The sequence below is a fragment of the Agaribacillus sp. DX54 genome (assembly GCF_056858335.1).
The window spans coordinates 246,086-262,694 of sequence record NZ_JBXEQE010000003.1 but is presented as its reverse complement, the minus strand read 5'-3'; the positions used below and the strand labels follow the sequence as shown (position 1 = coordinate 262,694).

19 protein-coding genes and 1 tRNA gene are annotated in these 16,609 nt (G+C 39.7%); 10 read left to right on the top strand and 10 right to left on the bottom strand.

The genetic code is table 11. The features are described from left to right. Positions 1-82 precede the first annotated feature (82 nt). From AC04NP_RS05555 to AC04NP_RS05545, 3 genes are all read left to right on the top strand, one after another. A complete protein-coding gene (locus AC04NP_RS05555; protein ID WP_482858519.1) occupies positions 83-850 on the top strand; it encodes a DUF2490 domain-containing protein in 768 nt (255 codons plus the stop codon). An 80-nt stretch (positions 851-930) separates the two neighbouring features. Next, a complete protein-coding gene (locus tag AC04NP_RS05550; protein WP_482858518.1) occupies positions 931-2,013 on the top strand; it encodes a P-loop NTPase family protein in 1,083 nt (360 codons plus the stop codon). Between the two features lie 58 nt (positions 2,014-2,071). After that, positions 2,072-3,718, top strand: a complete 1,647-nt coding sequence (locus tag AC04NP_RS05545) for an ABC transporter transmembrane domain-containing protein (protein WP_482858517.1) — start codon at positions 2,072-2,074, stop codon at positions 3,716-3,718. 252 nt (positions 3,719-3,970) lie between these two features. Here AC04NP_RS05545 and AC04NP_RS05540 read toward each other — a convergent pair whose 3' ends face one another. Next, complete coding sequence (locus AC04NP_RS05540) at positions 3,971-4,753, bottom strand: hypothetical protein (protein ID WP_482858516.1); 783 nt, start codon at positions 4,751-4,753, stop codon at positions 3,971-3,973. After that, positions 4,743-5,354, bottom strand: coding sequence for an RNA polymerase sigma factor (locus AC04NP_RS05535; RefSeq protein ID WP_482858515.1), 612 nt, complete (start codon positions 5,352-5,354; stop codon positions 4,743-4,745). Before AC04NP_RS05535 ends, AC04NP_RS05540 begins: the two co-directional genes overlap by 11 nt. Positions 5,355-5,825: 471 nt before the next feature. Between AC04NP_RS05535 and AC04NP_RS05530 the strand changes: the two genes are divergently transcribed. The 4 genes from AC04NP_RS05530 (at position 5,826) to AC04NP_RS05515 (ending at position 9,284) form a co-directional block, all read left to right on the top strand. Further along, positions 5,826-6,878, top strand: coding sequence for a FecR family protein (locus AC04NP_RS05530; RefSeq protein ID WP_482858514.1), 1,053 nt, complete (start codon positions 5,826-5,828; stop codon positions 6,876-6,878). 355 nt (positions 6,879-7,233) lie between these two features. Continuing rightward, on the top strand, positions 7,234-7,491 hold the full coding sequence (locus AC04NP_RS05525; RefSeq protein WP_482858513.1) for a response regulator transcription factor: 258 nt from the start codon (positions 7,234-7,236) through the stop codon (positions 7,489-7,491). 294 nt (positions 7,492-7,785) lie between these two features. Then, positions 7,786-8,343, top strand: a complete 558-nt coding sequence (locus tag AC04NP_RS05520) for a GNAT family N-acetyltransferase (protein WP_482858512.1) — start codon at positions 7,786-7,788, stop codon at positions 8,341-8,343. A 53-nt stretch (positions 8,344-8,396) separates the two neighbouring features. Beyond that, complete coding sequence (locus tag AC04NP_RS05515) at positions 8,397-9,284, top strand: hypothetical protein (protein WP_482858511.1); 888 nt, start codon at positions 8,397-8,399, stop codon at positions 9,282-9,284. Between the two features lie 235 nt (positions 9,285-9,519). Here AC04NP_RS05515 and AC04NP_RS05510 read toward each other — a convergent pair whose 3' ends face one another. Together AC04NP_RS05510 and AC04NP_RS05505 are read right to left on the bottom strand one after the other, a co-directional pair. Then, positions 9,520-9,792, bottom strand: a complete 273-nt coding sequence (locus tag AC04NP_RS05510) for a RagB/SusD family nutrient uptake outer membrane protein (protein WP_482858510.1) — start codon at positions 9,790-9,792, stop codon at positions 9,520-9,522. 253 nt (positions 9,793-10,045) lie between these two features. Beyond that, on the bottom strand, positions 10,046-10,522 hold the full coding sequence (locus AC04NP_RS05505; RefSeq protein WP_482858509.1) for an AAA family ATPase: 477 nt from the start codon (positions 10,520-10,522) through the stop codon (positions 10,046-10,048). 376 nt (positions 10,523-10,898) lie between these two features. On the opposite strand from AC04NP_RS05505, the gene AC04NP_RS05500 reads away from it, so the two are divergent. Beyond that, positions 10,899-11,705 carry a Fic family protein gene (locus AC04NP_RS05500; protein WP_482858508.1) on the top strand — a complete coding sequence of 269 codons (807 nt, stop codon included), beginning with the start codon at positions 10,899-10,901 and terminating at the stop codon, positions 11,703-11,705. 146 nt (positions 11,706-11,851) lie between these two features. Further along, positions 11,852-12,079, top strand: coding sequence for a type II toxin-antitoxin system HicB family antitoxin (locus AC04NP_RS05495; RefSeq protein ID WP_482858606.1), 228 nt, complete (start codon positions 11,852-11,854; stop codon positions 12,077-12,079). A gap of 542 nt (positions 12,080-12,621) precedes the next feature. Here AC04NP_RS05495 and AC04NP_RS05490 read toward each other — a convergent pair. From AC04NP_RS05490 to AC04NP_RS05470, 5 genes are all read right to left on the bottom strand, one after another. After that, positions 12,622-12,705, bottom strand: a tRNA-Leu gene (locus AC04NP_RS05490). Between the two features lie 236 nt (positions 12,706-12,941). Next, a complete protein-coding gene (locus AC04NP_RS05485) occupies positions 12,942-13,445 on the bottom strand; it encodes a hypothetical protein (protein WP_482858507.1) in 504 nt (167 codons plus the stop codon). A gap of 59 nt (positions 13,446-13,504) precedes the next feature. Further along, positions 13,505-13,900, bottom strand: coding sequence for a hypothetical protein (locus tag AC04NP_RS05480; RefSeq protein ID WP_482858506.1), 396 nt, complete (start codon positions 13,898-13,900; stop codon positions 13,505-13,507). A 266-nt stretch (positions 13,901-14,166) separates the two neighbouring features. Then, positions 14,167-14,460 (bottom strand): putative quinol monooxygenase, encoded by a 294-nt coding sequence (locus AC04NP_RS05475; protein WP_482858505.1) that lies wholly within the window; start codon positions 14,458-14,460, stop codon positions 14,167-14,169. Between the two features lie 36 nt (positions 14,461-14,496). Next, positions 14,497-15,279, bottom strand: coding sequence for an SAM hydrolase/SAM-dependent halogenase family protein (locus AC04NP_RS05470; RefSeq protein ID WP_482858504.1), 783 nt, complete (start codon positions 15,277-15,279; stop codon positions 14,497-14,499). A gap of 94 nt (positions 15,280-15,373) precedes the next feature. Here AC04NP_RS05470 and AC04NP_RS05465 point away from each other — a divergent pair, with 94 nt between their 5' ends. After that, the gene (locus AC04NP_RS05465; RefSeq protein ID WP_482858503.1) at positions 15,374-16,348 is read left to right on the top strand and encodes a PhoH family protein; all 975 of its coding nucleotides are present in this window, start codon (positions 15,374-15,376) and stop codon (positions 16,346-16,348) included. Here AC04NP_RS05465 and AC04NP_RS05460 read toward each other — a convergent pair. After that, entirely contained in the window at positions 16,345-16,560 is a 216-nt protein-coding gene (locus AC04NP_RS05460) for a hypothetical protein (RefSeq protein ID WP_482858502.1), read from the bottom strand. The genes AC04NP_RS05465 and AC04NP_RS05460 overlap by 4 nt on opposite strands. Positions 16,561-16,609: the final 49 nt, after the last annotated feature.

Here is a 16,609-nt window from a genome sequence, read left to right as displayed (position 1 = left end):
GTAAATATCCGATACATCGAATGTCTGAAAATTGTAACAAGCCTGAAGTTTTTTTTTGGCTAAGTGTGATAGTAAAACCATTATGAAAAATAATAAAACTATATTAATTGCCTTCATCACTTTCTTTTTCCATAGCATAGCATTAGCACAGGATGGTATGAGAATTTGGTATGGACATGGTGCTGAAGCGAGGCTTACCAAGGAATGGCGCGTATCGGCAAGGCAACTATTCATGTTTAGCGGGAACCCCCGTGAACTAAGCCGCATTCAAAACAGTCTGAACGTCAGCTACCGGTACAACAAGCGGGTGAGACTGGGATTTGGTTATCAACTATCTGTCGATCCGCGTGATCTTGGTAAGCAGGCAAGAAACCGGCTTACGGGCCGCGTCAGCTACTACACCAAGTGGAAGGGTTTCAGGGTTATGAATACTTTCCGCGCCGAGTGGCATCTTCCGGAGAGAAGCAAATTCGAATACCGCCTCCGCTATGCAATGAGAATACATCCGAGAAATCTGGATTTACCATTGAGGGCAAGACCTTTCATGACCAATGAGTTTCACTATTACTTGTCAGGAGACCCGCTGTGGTACCGTGATGCCGAAGGGGAAAGGGTGGTGGAGCAATCACCCAATGGTCTTCATGCCCACAGATTCACGCTGGGGCTAAGGATCACCCCCTTAAAGCGAACCAATCTTACCATGCGATTTATGCGGCAAACCGAATTTAACCTCGGCAGCAAATACCGCAGAATCAATGTGGAAGACCCGAGGAACGGAAGGATAAGAAGGAGATTTAACAACTTTTCAGTCTTTATCGTGACCGTTTCGCATCGATTGAAATTGAAATAAATTTAAAATTACCTAAATAACATCATCTAATTGTCTATTGATATAACAAACCAGACAAAAAAAGTTTAAATATTATAACTATGAAAAGTATTAAAAAATCTATTATCTGTAAAAATATCAATGATTACCACATCGATGAATCTATCATCAAAAAACACCAACCTAAGGCGGGAGATGTGGCGATTTTTGAAGTACTGGAACTTGGTACGCTAACGGCTATACAGGATGAAGATGGTAGAAACTGCCATATTTTCCCAGGGGATAAAATCATGGCTACCTTTGGTAACAGATACGCCAGCAACCAATTTGAAGGTTATGTGCCGGTGGGATATCACGAAGTGTATGACCTCATGGGGAAAGGTGGCGTAGCTGGCGTTGTAAAATCTATGTACTATAAGCTGGCGTTGCGTGGTGCCACAAAGTTAAGGTTGGTGGGCTATGCAACCAATGGCAATGGAAAAGTAGTCAATTCCATTTACCACCATACCCAACCCGTTAAATTTGCCCCTGAAAAGGCCCGGAGCTACAAAACAGTTCTTTCCATCGGTTCCAGCATGGATAGTGGCAAAACCACTTCCGCCGCATATCTTTGTCGCGGGCTGAAGGCTGCCGGATACAGGGTAGCTTTTATGAAGCTCACCGGTACAGTCTTCAATAAGGACAGGATGCTGGCCTTTGATTGTGGCGCTGATGTAGCGGTTGATTTTTCAGAGCTGGGTTTCCCATCCACTTATCTGTGTTCACTGGACTGCATCATAGACCTTTATGAGGGCTTGTTGACCAGCGTAGCCCCTATTAATCCGGAGTACATCGTTATTGAGATTGCCGACGGTCTGTTGCAACGCGAAACGGAAATGTTGATCGACAATAAAGCGTTCATGTCCACCATTGATCATGTATTGTTTTCAAGTGGTGATAGTCTCAGCGCTTTGCAAGGTGTAGCGACGTTGCGCAGTAAAGGAATTGAACCTTTTGCCGTCAGTGGTATGATCAACACTTGTCCTTTGCTGGTAGATGAGGTCAATTGTAAATTGAAATTGCCTTTATTGAATCTGCAACACCTGGCTTCTTCAAACGTCGTTCATTCACTAATAAGAACCACTGTTAGCCCTGCAGTCAAATCACACATAGGTGCCGACAGGTTGGTACTGGATGTTGCATGAAATGTTGACAAAAAATAAAATTTTAGCGAATTTCTTTATTGGAAATAAGCTTATCATTTTGGTCACCTTTTTGGTAAGCTTACTTTCCAATATTTTTACGATCATCATCCCTGTAAGCATCGGCAGGTTTTACAACCTTGTTTTCGGTTTGAATACCCACAGGTCACAGGCGCTTGGTTTTCTTCCTGATTGGTTTTGGGACACTACACCGAGCTTCTTGACCTTTTTTATGGTGCTGGTGCTGTTAAAGATCATTTTTGATTTTTTACAGCGTTACCAGTTGGGTAGGGTAGGAGAGAAAATGTTGTTATTCATAAGGAACAAACTTTTCCTTTCCCAACTACAGATGCCGATGCAAATCTATGATGAAAAGGGCATAGGCAAATACCTCCTGCGTCATAGTGGTGATCTTAAAAGCACCCAAAACTATGTAACCAAGGGACTTATCGGCTTTATGGTGGATGCCCTTTTATTATCGCTGGTATTGGTGACTATTGGAATTTTAGACAAGGGGTTACTGCTTATTATTTTGGGGTTTTTACCGGTATTTGGCGGTTTGATGTTCATATTAAACCGGGCGTTACATGACCGGAGCCTGGTGCAACGGAATTATAAAGCGGGCCTGCTGTCATATGTCAACGCTACCTTACGGAGTATACTTTCACTCAAAGCATTTAACCGGCTTGGACCTGAAATGAACAGATATTGTAAAAGATCTGAAAAAGTATACAAGGCCGGTATCCGTTATCACCGGGTTAACGGCATTATTATGGCCATTATCCCCGGCCTGCTGTATGTCATGCTGTTTGCTATTTTATACTATACCTATTATCAATATGAATATGGCAACGCCAACATTGACGCCGGGGCTTTGCTGGCCTCTATTTTACTGCTCATAACAGGTATGCCTGTATTCCGCCGTACGCTCAGGGTCAATACAGTCTGGGAATTAGGAAATATATCTTTCAGAAAGCTGCTTATCGTACTAAATCATACACCGGTAAGTGAAGAACCTTTACCTCCATTTCGGTTTAAGCAGGGGAAAATAGTTTTTCAAAGCGTAACATTCCAGTATCCCGGTGCGGAAAAAAAATTCCTTTTCAGCGACTTCACAATTCCAGCGGGCCGGATCACCTGCATACAAGGCCGCACCGGATCAGGAAAAACCACCTTGCTGAAACTGCTGGCCGGACTTTACCTGCCAACAAAGGGAAAAATTCTTTTTGACGGCCAGCATACTAAACTGGTAGACAAAAAATCGCTGAGAAAGGCTATTACCATCGTTCCCGAAGACTGGCCATTTTTTGGGAGAACAGTCTTTGAAGCTATCAGCTATAGCCGGAAAGCAACAAAGAGAGCCAAAGCACAGGAAACTTTGGATTTCATTCAAAAAAATTGTCCAGGGAAGCTGAAACTTTCCCTGGATACTAAAATAGGGGATTTGGGATCTAATCTATCCAAAGGGCAAAAAAAGCTGTTGGCGTACACCCGCGCCTTGCTTACCGGCAAACCAGTTGTAGTCATTGATGAGCCGTTCAGTGGCCTCGACGAAGCCTCTCGCCGTCATATGGCTGACCTTATCAATAGTTTAAAAGGCGAGAAAACCGTCATAATTTTAGACCAGTGTGTGCCTGATGATTATATCGATGTTGATCATAGCTTTACCCTGGATAACACAATCGACCACTCACTAAGCATCAAATAATAAACTCACAAGTCATAGTATGACTCAAAGTCATACTATGACTAAAACAGTATCATAGCCTTACCATCCCATCCACCAACCAGTCAGCGCCAGCTTGCATGGCTGTTACACTACGTTTTTTTCAAAAATAATGAAATCTGGCACCCGTCACCTGCGCTGAACGCGCGCCAGCTTCTTTTGTTATACGTTGTGCAACAGCCACTTCTGCACGTGCCTCCCCACTATTGATGGCAGCCACCACACCCCGCAACCCTACTCCTTCTCAAGAATTTCCAGCATCCATATATCCTTACGGGTGACGTTTTTATGATAAAGGTGTTTTGGATTAGCTTTCATTTTGACGAATAGCTCTTTGCATTTTGAAAATTCACCTACTTTCAGGTAGGCAAGGGAAAGGTAAAAATCCGTTTCCTGCTCAAAAAACTTTTCACCCTCCGGGGCATTGTTTTTATCGACAATATGTTGAAACAAATCTATTGCCTCTTTGAATTTATCAATGTGCAAATAAGACATAGCGGTCAAAAAGTAATCCCTGATATTCCTTTGAGTTAATGAATTAAAATATTCAATGACCTTACCATAGCTGCCGGAAAGGTATAAAGAGTCAATTTTTGTCATCTCGTCACCATTGCTCCTGGTAACGGGCAACTCATAAGAAAGAAATTGTTGTGCATATAGTTTATCAGCACTAACGTTTGAATACTGATAAACGATAAAGCTGCCTGCCACAATGATAATGCTGGCGGCAACCCCCATAGCCAGTTTGATATATTTGTTTTTCTTGCTGATGGGGATTACCTTGGTTTTGTCAGCCCTTATTTCGGGCACGAGTGTTCGATGCAACTTTTTTACCTCTTCCTTCAGGGCTTTGGTCCTGATGGCATCCCTTGAAATCCGTAAAATTTCCAGATCATTTTTAAGCCTCTGATCTTCACTAATCCTGCGCTCCAAATCTCTCTGCTCAGCAGTATCCAGTTCTCCATCCAGATATCTGTCGAGGAGCTCGAGATCTTTGTAATTGTTTTCATTTTCCATTTTGTAAAGCAGTTTTTAGATTTTCCATAATTGCTGGTGAACTGTTAACCATATTAATTAACCCCTTGAGACATTTGTATTTTTTATTTCTGAGCACCTGCTCATTACCATAACTCACCTTTTCCAATATCTCCTTCATGGAATAATTATTGTAATAAAAGTAAGTAAGTATCTGGTTACATTTTTCACCTAACTTCTCAAATAATGTCATTATCAACTTTTGACTTTCGTGATACACAAGGTAATCCGAAATGTCCTTTTCTATCAGTTCCCTGGAATCCTCATAGGTGGTGTTCCTTTTTTGGGCGCTGCTACGTTTTCTTATTTCACTGATCCACAGGTTTCTCGTCAGTGTATACAAGAACGATTTTATACTTGCCTCGGCTCGATATTTATCTTTGGTAACCATTTCTATAAAAACTACCAACACTTCTTGAATGACATCTTCGGCGTCGGCTTTATTACCATTGTTGGAAAGCACAATGTTTTCCAGCAGACCGTAATAATTTTTATATATAAAACTTATCGCTTCATCGATGTTTTTTCCCGATTTGATGGCCAAAATCAAATCTTTGTTAGTTAATTTACCGGAAACCTGCATGCAGCATCAATTATAAGTCGTAATGAATTAAAGATTTGTAACCTTAAAGTTGAAGTAAAATTATCTTTTTTTGTTTTTTCGCGTGGCTATTTACTTAGAAAAATGACCTAAGAGTAGCTTCGCTGCAGGGATGACGCAACAAGGTGTATGTGCCTGAAAATCAATTAATTTTGATTAACCAGGCGATTTCTGATCCCCAATGGCCCCTTTACGCCTTACCAGGCAGATAATGATGGGGGAATTTTTACTTACTTACATTTAAAATTACCACAATTGCCTGAAAAATTGAATAGCCCTTAATTTTACCAAAAAATATCTGTTTATCCTAAATTTGTATATCCTTCAAAAGTCACCAAATATTTTAAACTGGGGGCTGGCTGAATAACTTTTTACAAAAGTAGCTTATAACAAGGGGGTATGGTCAAATACTGATGGCGCTTTGTCAGCAGTTTTTCAGGTATATCAAACGCTTTGCATAAAAAAGAGCAGATAAAACGGTTGTATCAAAAATTCCTGGATAATTCAATTACCCGGGAAGATTTTGATATTTTGCTCGACCTGGTTAAAAAAATGGGCGATAAAGATGAAAGATCACGTTTAACCTATGAGATATGGAAAATAGAACGTGCCAGGAGCGGCGCTCAAAAATCTTCGCTACCTAAACGCCGGGATAAAACATCCGGACAGTTAACAGACGAACCTGCCCGCGATAAACAGACCTATGTTTTTACTGGCAACAGGAGAAATTATTTGTGGAAAAAGGCAGTTGTGTTTTTACTCATAGTGGCAGCGGCCTTTTTGGTTTACCATTTCCAACACCCCGGATGGTGGAGAGGCGGGAATGTGACACTCCTGGAAAAAGTGACATTACCGGGTCAGAAAGCAACGATTTTACTTGCCGATGGTTCTACAGTACATCTTAATTCTGCCAGCAAACTGGTATTTCCTGAAAAATTTGAACCACGTACAAGAAAACTTACGCTGGAGGGAGAAGCCTTTTTCGAAGTCTCACAGCAAGCTCAAAAACCTTTTACGGTCTTTTCGGGAAAACTTAAGGCCACAGTACTTGGTACCTCTTTTAATATCAAGGCGTATCCTGAAGACCAAAAAATTGAAATTGCCGTCGCCGAAGGAAGGGTTGCCGTAAGCGGAACTCAAGACAGCGAGACCAGCCAACATATCCTGACCACCAATAAGCTTGCTATCTACCATCCGGTGGATGATGAAATTAAAATCGATTCAGCCAATGTTGAAGGGCTTATTGCCTGGAAAGAGGGGGTGGTAAAATTTGATGGAACCAGATTCGATGAAGTGGCCAGGACACTTGAAAAATGGTATGGGGTGAAGTTTATCATCGGGAATGAGCGAATTGGAAATTGTGTTTTATTCGGTGAATTTGAAAACGCGAGCTTAAATAGTGTGCTAAAATTGATTCAGGTGGCCATAAATATAGAATACGAATTCACAGTCAAGACAGTCAAAATAAGTGGCCATGGATGTGACCCGGCAAAGGACAAATTTTGATTTTTTCCGGACAAGTCATGCCTGCCTTTGGGCCATCTTCCAAAGACTATCAAAGCACGATGCCGGCTGACAAAGCAATTTTTTAGTTACTAAATAGCACTAAAATGATGTAAAATATAAAACAAACAAGAGCAAAAGAGACAGGTAAACCATACGAATTTTTATCCGTTAACTTACTTACAGGCTTTCAACCGGCCTCGCCCGCCGAAGCTTCAGCGCAGACGGGCCGAGTATGTCAAGAAGCTTTACTGAGGGCAGGCTGACAATACCTGGAAGCTACAGTGAAAGCGGGCTAACAATTCCAAAAAGCTATAGGGAAAAAAATCATACAACATTTACCAAAAATTACCAGGTCATGGAAAATGAAATTAACAACCCTTACGAAGGTGATCTTCAGAATTCATCCGGAAAAGTTCGTTTTTCGGATACAGAGCTCGCTATCATTCGTATGATATGTGAGGAAAAGACCACAGAAGAAATTGCCAGGCAACTCAATCTCAGTAAAAGGTCGGTAGTCAGTTACAGGCAAAAACTGCTGGTAAAAACAGGCAGCAGGGGCAGTATCGGTATATTGACGTATGCTGTAGCGCATGGAATTTATACGGATATTTGAATTCTCTTCTCATCGCCTAAAACGGCTGTGTCTCTTTGTGTCTTGGTGTCTTCGTGGTGAAAAATGGTTAACCACGAAGACACCAAGACACAAAGAGACACCAAGAATTTTGTCGAAAACGTTGTGCAACAGCCACAGGACGCAGCTTCGTTGGCCCTGTCAGACATCCACACTCATACTAAGCGGTGGTACGCAGATTCATGAGGCGTTGCGTGCCCTGAGATTCCCAATTTAATTCAAACAGTACGGACTCTTCTGTTATTAATTTCATTTAATTCATCAATCTTCATTATTTTGGAAAGACAGTTAACAAGATATTGTAAAAAGAGCCTTTTACTATTTGAAAAAGAAACAGTATCCATGATCATCAGAGAAATAGCCCTGAATGAAACCTGGTTTTTGAAGGAAATGCTCTACGAAGCATTATTTGTTCCGGAGGGCCACCCAAAATTGCCAAGAACCATTCTCGATGCCCCTGCTTTGTCTAAATACATTGAAAACTGGGGTAAAGATGACCTGGATGTGGGAATTGTGGCTAAACACCATGGCGATTTGATTGGTGCCATCTGGGGGAGGCTGTTCTCAACTGACAATAAGGGATACGGATTTATCGATGAAAAAACGCCCGAGCTGAGTATGGCAGTAAAGGAAAATCATAGGGGTAAAGGAATCGGTACAAAACTCCTTGATGCTGTCTCCGAAGCCTACAAACACAAAGGGGTTAAAGCGCTGTCTCTGAGTGTGGACAAACAAAACCTCGCCTTCAAGCTTTATAAACGAGCAGGCTTCGAGACTGTTTGGGAAAATGAAACGTCGGCGACCATGAAAAAGGCAGATAAATTAAGAAGTTGAATTGTAAAACCTATGTTGTCTGAAAACCGGCAATTACTGAAAAAACGTATTTTATGAATAAAATATACGATCAATTGCTATCACCTAAAATTAAGTTTCAAAGCGAAAGGCTTATCCTGGCAATTGCCATATCCAGCTATCTATTGCATTTAGTATTAATCCTTCTTACGGCCTGCGGCGTACTCCAAATAGAATCAAAATTCTTTAAAAACCCTATTGCCGCGATATATACGCCTTTTTCATTCATTTTAGTTTACGAGGTATTTTTACTTATCTTCTTCTTACCAAAATCAATTTCCTATTATATCGGGAAACAATATGAAATTATTACCCTCATTGTTATCAGAAGAATTTTTAAGGACATTGCCAACTTAGAACTTTCATCAGAATGGTTTCAAATTAAAAGCGACTTACAATTCACATACGATGTGCTGACATCGTTAATCCTCTTTATTTTGATCTATTTCTTTTACCAAAAAATTTTTAAAAGAGATGATCCCGATATGGAAAGATCAGGCGATAAGGACATAAGAATACAGAAATTCATCAATTTGAAAAAGGCTATTGCTACATTACTAGTGCCGGTATTAATTGTGCTTGCAGTATATACTTTTTTCAATTGGGCAAATGCAGCTATAAGTGATCATGAAAATGGGACAGCCGCTTTTGCAAATATTAATAAAATATTTTTTGATGAATTTTTTACAATTTTAATTATTGTAGACGTGCTGCTTTTACTGGCATCATTTTTTTACTCTGATAAATTTCATAAGATAATAAGAAATTCGGGTTTTGTAATTTCAACCATTCTGATCAAAATTTCTTTTTCAGTAGACGGCATAGTAAATAATGCACTAATTATCGGAGCTGTATTATTTGGGTTTCTCATCCTGTTAATTCACAACATGTTCGAGAAAAATGCTGAGCTTAGTGAAGGCTAAAGCACCAATAGCTTATATTCGGTGGCTAACGTGTTAATTATACCCGGGCCGCTTGAGGTTAATAGACTTTATTTCGATATACCGTCTTCTGTTCACATCGATTACTGAAATATGCTTTTTTAAATAAATTTATACCCTTAGAAACCAGATTACTTTTTAAAAACTCATTTTAAGGTTCTTTAAAGTTTATTAGAGAGGACAGTGGAAAATAATCCACTGACCTCCTATCTGAAAATTACTGTGAATACCCGGGATTTTGTTTCAAATTGGGATTGGCAGCGATTTGCGTGTGGGGAATAGGGTAGATCTCCCACGTAGCATCTTTACGCAGATCGTTTGAAGCATAAGCATCGAATGCAGATGGTATTGTAACAAAAGCATTCCAACCACTGTAGCTTACATCCAAGGCCTCACTCATATCCAGGATATCCCATAAAAAAACCGCCCCAGCCAAAGGTAAATCCTGCCTTTCTGCTAAAAGCAAACTGAAATAGGTTTTCTGCAGCATTTTTATTTGTGTTGGCAAATGTTTCCAACAGATCACCGGATAATACCGGTACTCCATTCAATTATTTTATGACTTACTTGAATGAGTGTTACGCGGCAGGATGGCAAAATCGGTTGAAAAGATGACTATCTTAATCTTTTACAAAAACTATTGATTCAATAGCTATTTACGCTTTTTTACAAGTTGAAAAAGCGGTGATGGCCATTCGAACCTAAATTTGATTTCCTATCCCTTCGCATATCATGTTATGATATTATTTCGATAAGAGGTATTCTATTCTTTCCTCATTGATCACCGGAATACCCCCAAATCTACCTTGCAAATATCCTTTCCGAATATCTGCATCATAACGTGGTTTAAACGCTTCCAATGAATAAAGGGATGACTCTTCATTTTTATTTTTGTCTACGAACCATATTTCGTCCCTTCTTAAAAGCTCGAAATCCAATAAATAATCTTCGTGGCTGGTAAATATAATTTGTGACCTGAATAAGTTTTCATTTGAAAGAATTAATTTGACGAGTTTATAAGACAACTCCGGATGAAGACTTCTTGCTATTTCATCTATAAAAATAGTGCTTGAACTATTTTTCATAATAAAAAGCGAAGGAACCAGGTCCATGAGGCGTTGTATGCCCTGAGATTCCCAATTTAATTCAAAAAGTACACACTCTTCCATGGTCTCAAATAATCCTTCTTTCGCCCTGATTCTCTTTTTGTGCTTAGTCATCAGTTTATAGCAAGAAATCTCGCCGGCTTTATTCTTTATTATGGCAAATCTTCTGTCGTCTGGCATGGGCAATAACACCTTGGATTGTGGTTCGATATCTTCTATTGTTTCACGCAAATCTGTTACATAGGGGTAGGCTTTTTGGTGTTAGTACGTTAATTGAACCAACCATTAAAAGTTTCGCCAAACCTTTCATTTTTTACGCTAAGATGGCTCTCTACATTGGGTTGAGTATTTCGGTAATTAGAATTATTAATATTGGCATTGAAAAAAGAGTAATTATTTATGCATCGATTAATCTTTTGGTGCTGATTGCTTTATATTTGTTTGAAAGAAGCTACTCGAAAAGAAAATTAAGCATCATCAAACCCTGAATATGTCAATTCTCAGCACCCTATATAATCAGTATAAGTCGCTCAAACTAAATGAGATCCAAAACTATGATCGCTATAATGAGTTATTACTGATTCATTCAAGTAGTGTGATGGAGGGTTCAACCCTCACATTGGATGAGACTGAAATGCTTATTGAGGAAGATACTACGCCAAAAGGTAAGCCCTTGGAACATTCATTAATGATCAAAGACCATTATGAAGCATTAAAGTATGTCATTGAACAGTCGAAAAAAATTAAACACATTTCGGAACCGGTAATAAAGAAAATCGGTGCCCTGGTTATGTGTTCTACCGGAGGTGCGTACAGTTCTGCTTTAGGAACGGTTGACTCCCGGTCCGGTGATTTCAGGCTATCAGCTTCGCGGGCTGCCGGAGGAAGCTATTATGTAAGTCATGATAAAATTTTGCCTATGATGAATGATCTCTATCGGAATGTCAATAAAAGTATTCATGAGGTTTCATCTGTAGATGATATAATGACCCTATCTTCTTATGCACACCTCCAACTATTGACTATTCACCCTTTTGTTGATGGGAATGGTAGATCGGCAAGGCTTCTTCAAAACCTAATATTGCTAAAACATAGCCTACCGCTATTGATCATACGCCATGAAAACAAATCAGACTACATAGCTGCTATTAAAAATGCCCGGGCTAAAGAGGATGTTCAACCATTTCAGAAGTTTCTAGAGCATGAATACACTTACCATCTAAAACTTGAAATTGATAAGGCACAAGCTATGAAAAAAGGTAAATCCGGGGGAATGTCTTTTACTATCAACTTGTAGGTTCAATCAGAACAAGAAAGTAAAACTATAAAGTATCCCAAGTGTGAGGGAACCTCTGATTATAAACTACACGAAAATTGAGTCTCACAAAACGCTGTAATTTTGTGGATGGTAGTGTTTGAAGCAAATTTGAATAATAGAAAACGATTAACATCATACGTTATTTAGTAATCATAGAAGAAACAGAAACAGGTTTTAGCGCTTATTTTCCCGATCTTCCAGGCTATGCCTCCGTAGGTGATACACGTGAAGAGATTGAAACAAATATCCATGAAGCTATTCTGTTTCACATAGAAGGAATGAAAGAAGACGGATTAGAAATTCCTTCGCAGAAAACTTATGGATTAAGCTTAATAGTGCCCAAAGTTGCATGAAGGTTAAAGAGATCATGAAGTTGATTGAAAAAGATGGATGGTGTTTGGTGGCACAAAGGGGATTTCCACCTTGGCTTTAGGGATTTTGATTTTCATAGCTTAATGATGTTTATTTTGATTCTTTTTAATTATATCCTATTTATTTGGTATTAAATCTCTATTCTGGGAAAGAGATCTCTCATCCAAAACCAAATACTCCAGCAACTTATAAACTGCCTTTAGATCGTTGATCAGTTCCCGGCTACAATCATCAACTTCAATATTCCTTAGTACTCCAAGGATTCCTTTTTTGTAGTTATGTAATTCCTGATAAATTTGTTTTGAACGCGTAATCGGCTTTTGGTGGTATTCGCTAAACTGGGTATCCCTTTCCTTTCAAGTTAGGAACTTTAAAGATTGTGGCAAGATTGCCTATTATTGGAAGGGATCCAAAAATTTTGTTTTTGTTTGGTACAATAAGGTTTACCTTCAGAATTTGTCCCAATTTTGTCCCACTAAAAATCAAAAATCCTTGATAACCAACTCGTTATCAAGGATTTCCGTACCCAGGGCCGGAATCGAACCGGCACGGCCTTGCGGCCATTGGTGTTTGAGACCAACGCGTCTACCAATTCCGCCACCTGGGCATATCTCTAAACGGGAGGTAAATATGTGTAATCATTTAATATTTTACAAATTTTTATTTTACCGGTGCACAGCAAATGCATCTGAAATTTTGGCAAAGTTTAGGTAAATGCTAACACACTTTTCCAAAAAGACCGGTGAAAAACCCGCTGCAATTTTTTTCGGGGCTAGAAGATCCCCGTGAGAACTATATTTTTGTAGATAAGCAGAAATGCTAAAGGATCATGTCGGCTAATGATCAGATATCCTCCCAAATCATAATTCTTGTTATTATGGAGTGACAGCAAATAAATAATATATAAGCTTCCGTTTCACCAATTTTTACCCGAACCGTTGATTTTGTAGTACCCCTTTCCCTATTCGCATAAGATTTAGGGAAAATCGGCTCAAGATTTTCTGCACGATCACCAACTTCGATTTCTCCATAATCAAATTGAAAGCTGTTATCTCTGATATCGAAGCTTGTAAATACACCATTAGATATGTAGAAACTGGAATTGAGGTATACATATTCATAAAACGTTGTACCTTCAAATTCATCGATATGAGAAATTATAGAATCAGGTTGTCCTAGCATACTTAAAAATGTATTCTTTTCCGTATCAATCGATAGGCCGGAAATACCTAGTTTCTCCGGTGATAGGACATCCGGTTCAACCTGCCCGAATGAATAATGACTACCTCTCAAATTCAGGCAAAGAAACAGGCACAGGTAAAGCAGGGCCCATAAGATTTTGCTCATTATTTAAATTATTTGTAAAGTTTCCCTCTATTTTTATGCTAAACTTGTCCCTTTGAAGTTTACAATGTTTCCATACTATATTTTTGAACCAAATTTTTTCTGATTTCGTATAAATCATTTCTGTAAACCGCACCCCAGGTAGCTATTATATATATATAATTTTTTTTCACTAGAACTACTTTAGGCGGTTTTTCATAGTATGTATCATATATTACTCCACTTATTGTTTTATGTATGTCAGCTAAAGATTTATTATCCCCGACCACCCATTTTTCAATTACGAAGTCATAAACCCGACCTTTACGCGCCCTTTTATTTGTTTTCACCAAGGTCATGTAGCTAACAATAATACCTTCTTCCTCAAGGATTCCATCCCTGACCAGTTCCTTAAATAAGGAATATGGTTTCGAATCTTCGGAAGTTTCGTTGCCTGCTAAAGCATTGCTTTCTTTCATATAGCTTATCATGTCCTCATCACCGTTTACTTGTGAATAAGTCAAAGAACAGCTAGCAATCGAAATATTTGCTATGCAAAATAGTAATTTACAATAACTCATAAATCATCCGGTGTTTTAGATTTTATCTTCTTAATTTCATTCCTGTAATAATACTGCCATATTGAATGAATTGTTTTGGTATCCACTTTAAAGCCCAACACATGTATGGTTGACTTCACCATAGATTGATGGGCTATTTTATAATTATACCAAAAAATCCGTTTTTACACCACCAGAAACCGCTTGAAAGAAAACGCCTGCGGTTTTTCTTCAAAAAATATTTTAGTGGCGGCCCAACTTTCCTTGAACAGGGTGGAGGAGCGGTAGTTGTTGAGCGCTTCTTCGTCTTCCCAGTAGCTGTAGGTGACAAAGATGTTTTCCTGGTTGTAATCGCGTAGGAGCTCCAGGTGATTACAACCTTTGAAACTGCGGATGTTGGGACTGATACGTTGGAACAATTTCAGAAAATCATCCATATGCTGCCTTTTAAAGGTCATCCTAACGATTCTTACTAACATAGTTGCTTTTTCAGGGTTTGTTTTATGGTTTTGTCATTAATGCTGATCTTCAAATATAATGTGTACCGGGCTGTCGTAGCCCAGGCCCAGCAGCTCCGAGCCGTTGCCCATGTTAATGCCGATTTCCAGCAGCCCAAGACTGTTAAATATATGGAAAGACTCGCCTTGCACCACGCTGGCGATGCTTGGGTGGATCTGGTCGGCAAATGTGCGGCCGTAGTTGATTTTATACTTTTTATCTTTACTCAAAATTTCAAAGTCCTTGTATTGAATGTTGGTAATCAGGTTGCCGTAGTGATCCACATGAATCACCGATCCGGATATTTTTTGCTTTGTAGCCCTTGCTTGTTTGTTGATCATCCTTTTCATTTGCCCGTAAGGTTCCCCGATTTCATCCAGGGATTTCCCGACAGCCAACTTTGCGGCAGCCTGCGCCAAGATGTCGCGCTCGGGAAAATACGAGATCCCGTTGGTGGCCGGCCTGGGTAATAATACCACTGCACCGGCTTCCTGGTCGCTTATGAGGCTCAACAATCCGTTGTCCGGCCCTACAAAGTAATGTTTTTCCACTTCCAGCCCAACAAACCTGGGCTGAATATCGTAGTTGGAATTGACAGCCACTAGGTGGACGGTCCCTTCAGGGAAGGATTTAAAAACTGATTTTAATACAAAAGACCCGTGTGCAATATTAAAACGGGCGATGCCATGGCTGATATCCAGCATCCGGGCGTCAGGATTAATACTGTAAATTTTAGCTTTTACGGCAGCTACATAATGATCGCAGTCCCCGAAATCCGACATAAATGTAATGAGGGCCATTTAAGCTATTAAATTTATTGTGTATTTTTGTGTAGTAAAATTAATTTTTTTAACCTTATAAAGTAAATTCGATTCAATAAAATAAAATTATAGCTTGGTAGAAAAAATAATTACCCTTGAAAATATATCCTTAATTGACTTTCTGGGGGTTCAAAACAAAAATATCAAAGAGGTTGCGCAGGCATTTCCCAAAAGTAAAATTGTGTCCAGGGGCAATGAAATAAAAATACAGGGAAGCAGTCCGGAAATCATTAAAATTAACGACATTCTCAATTCCCTGATCAACCATTACCACAAGTATGGCAAAGTATCGGAAGAGAACGTGCATTCTTATTTAAAGGATAATCGTGAAAGCGATAGCTTTGAGCAGGAAAAACAGCATGTATTGGTATATGGTACCAAGGGGTTTGTTATTAAGCCCAAAACCAATAATCAAAAAAAGCTGGTTCATGCAGCCACCAGTAACGATCTGGTATTTGCCCTGGGACCGGCAGGGACCGGCAAAACCTATATATCGGTGGCACTGGCTGTGAAGGCATTGAAAAATAAGGAGGTCAAGAAAATCATCATCACCAGGCCTGCTGTGGAGGCGGGTGAAAACCTGGGATTCCTGCCCGGTGACCTGAAAGAGAAGATCGATCCTTTTTTAAGGCCTATCTACGATGCGTTGGATGACATGGTGCCCTATGAAAAACTGAAATATTATCTTGAGAACAGGGTCATAGAAATTGCCCCATTGGCCTATATGCGTGGGAGAACGCTCAACAAGGCTTTTATCTTGCTGGATGAAGCACAGAATACCACGCCCATGCAAATCAAGATGTTCCTCACCAGGATGGGCCCCGAATCAAAAGTGATTATTACGGGAGATTTGTCACAAATCGACCTTCCTAAGAAACAGAAGTCAGGCCTGTCTGATGCGGTAAATACCCTGAAGGGTGTAGAAGGCATTGGCTTCGTGGAACTAGGGCCCGAAGATGTAATCCGCCATAAAATCGTGAAAAACATTATTGAAGCTTACGAAAAGGCGGCAACTGCTATGCAGACTTCAGAGACTGCACAGGATTAACCATCGCCGTTTTTAAAGCCTGATAACTTGCCGTCGGCAAGGCAATAACCGGAGCAGTGAAACCAGCGATAACAAATACCCGGAGAGAAAAATCTACGCTGTAGGCAAAGTTTTGGAGCCATAACCTTTCGCACGGCTACTTCCCTGGCCCTGTCTGCCGGTCTTGCAGTGGCCGGATTCATACAATTGATGCTGGCAATAACCAATATCACCGTTTTACCTTTCAGTACAGTGTTGTTCTTTCCAGTGTTTGGGCAAAAA

Coding starts and splice junctions, on each gene's coding strand:
- AC04NP_RS05555 (WP_482858519.1), top strand. CDS start 83: ATGAAAAATAATAAAACTATATTAATTGCCTTCATCACTTTCTTTTTC.
- AC04NP_RS05550 (WP_482858518.1), top strand. CDS start 931: ATGAAAAGTATTAAAAAATCTATTATCTGTAAAAATATCAATGATTAC.
- AC04NP_RS05540 (WP_482858516.1), bottom strand. CDS start 4,753: ATGGAAAATGAAAACAATTACAAAGATCTCGAGCTCCTCGACAGATAT.
- AC04NP_RS05535 (WP_482858515.1), bottom strand. CDS start 5,354: ATGCAGGTTTCCGGTAAATTAACTAACAAAGATTTGATTTTGGCCATC.
- AC04NP_RS05525 (WP_482858513.1), top strand. CDS start 7,234: ATGGAAAATGAAATTAACAACCCTTACGAAGGTGATCTTCAGAATTCA.
- AC04NP_RS05515 (WP_482858511.1), top strand. CDS start 8,397: ATGAATAAAATATACGATCAATTGCTATCACCTAAAATTAAGTTTCAA.
- AC04NP_RS05510 (WP_482858510.1), bottom strand. CDS start 9,792: ATGCTGCAGAAAACCTATTTCAGTTTGCTTTTAGCAGAAAGGCAGGAT.
- AC04NP_RS05505 (WP_482858509.1), bottom strand. CDS start 10,522: ATGACTAAGCACAAAAAGAGAATCAGGGCGAAAGAAGGATTATTTGAG.
- AC04NP_RS05500 (WP_482858508.1), top strand. CDS start 10,899: ATGTCAATTCTCAGCACCCTATATAATCAGTATAAGTCGCTCAAACTA.
- AC04NP_RS05485 (WP_482858507.1), bottom strand. CDS start 13,445: ATGAGCAAAATCTTATGGGCCCTGCTTTACCTGTGCCTGTTTCTTTGC.
- AC04NP_RS05480 (WP_482858506.1), bottom strand. CDS start 13,900: ATGAAAGAAAGCAATGCTTTAGCAGGCAACGAAACTTCCGAAGATTCG.
- AC04NP_RS05475 (WP_482858505.1), bottom strand. CDS start 14,460: ATGTTAGTAAGAATCGTTAGGATGACCTTTAAAAGGCAGCATATGGAT.
- AC04NP_RS05470 (WP_482858504.1), bottom strand. CDS start 15,279: ATGGCCCTCATTACATTTATGTCGGATTTCGGGGACTGCGATCATTAT.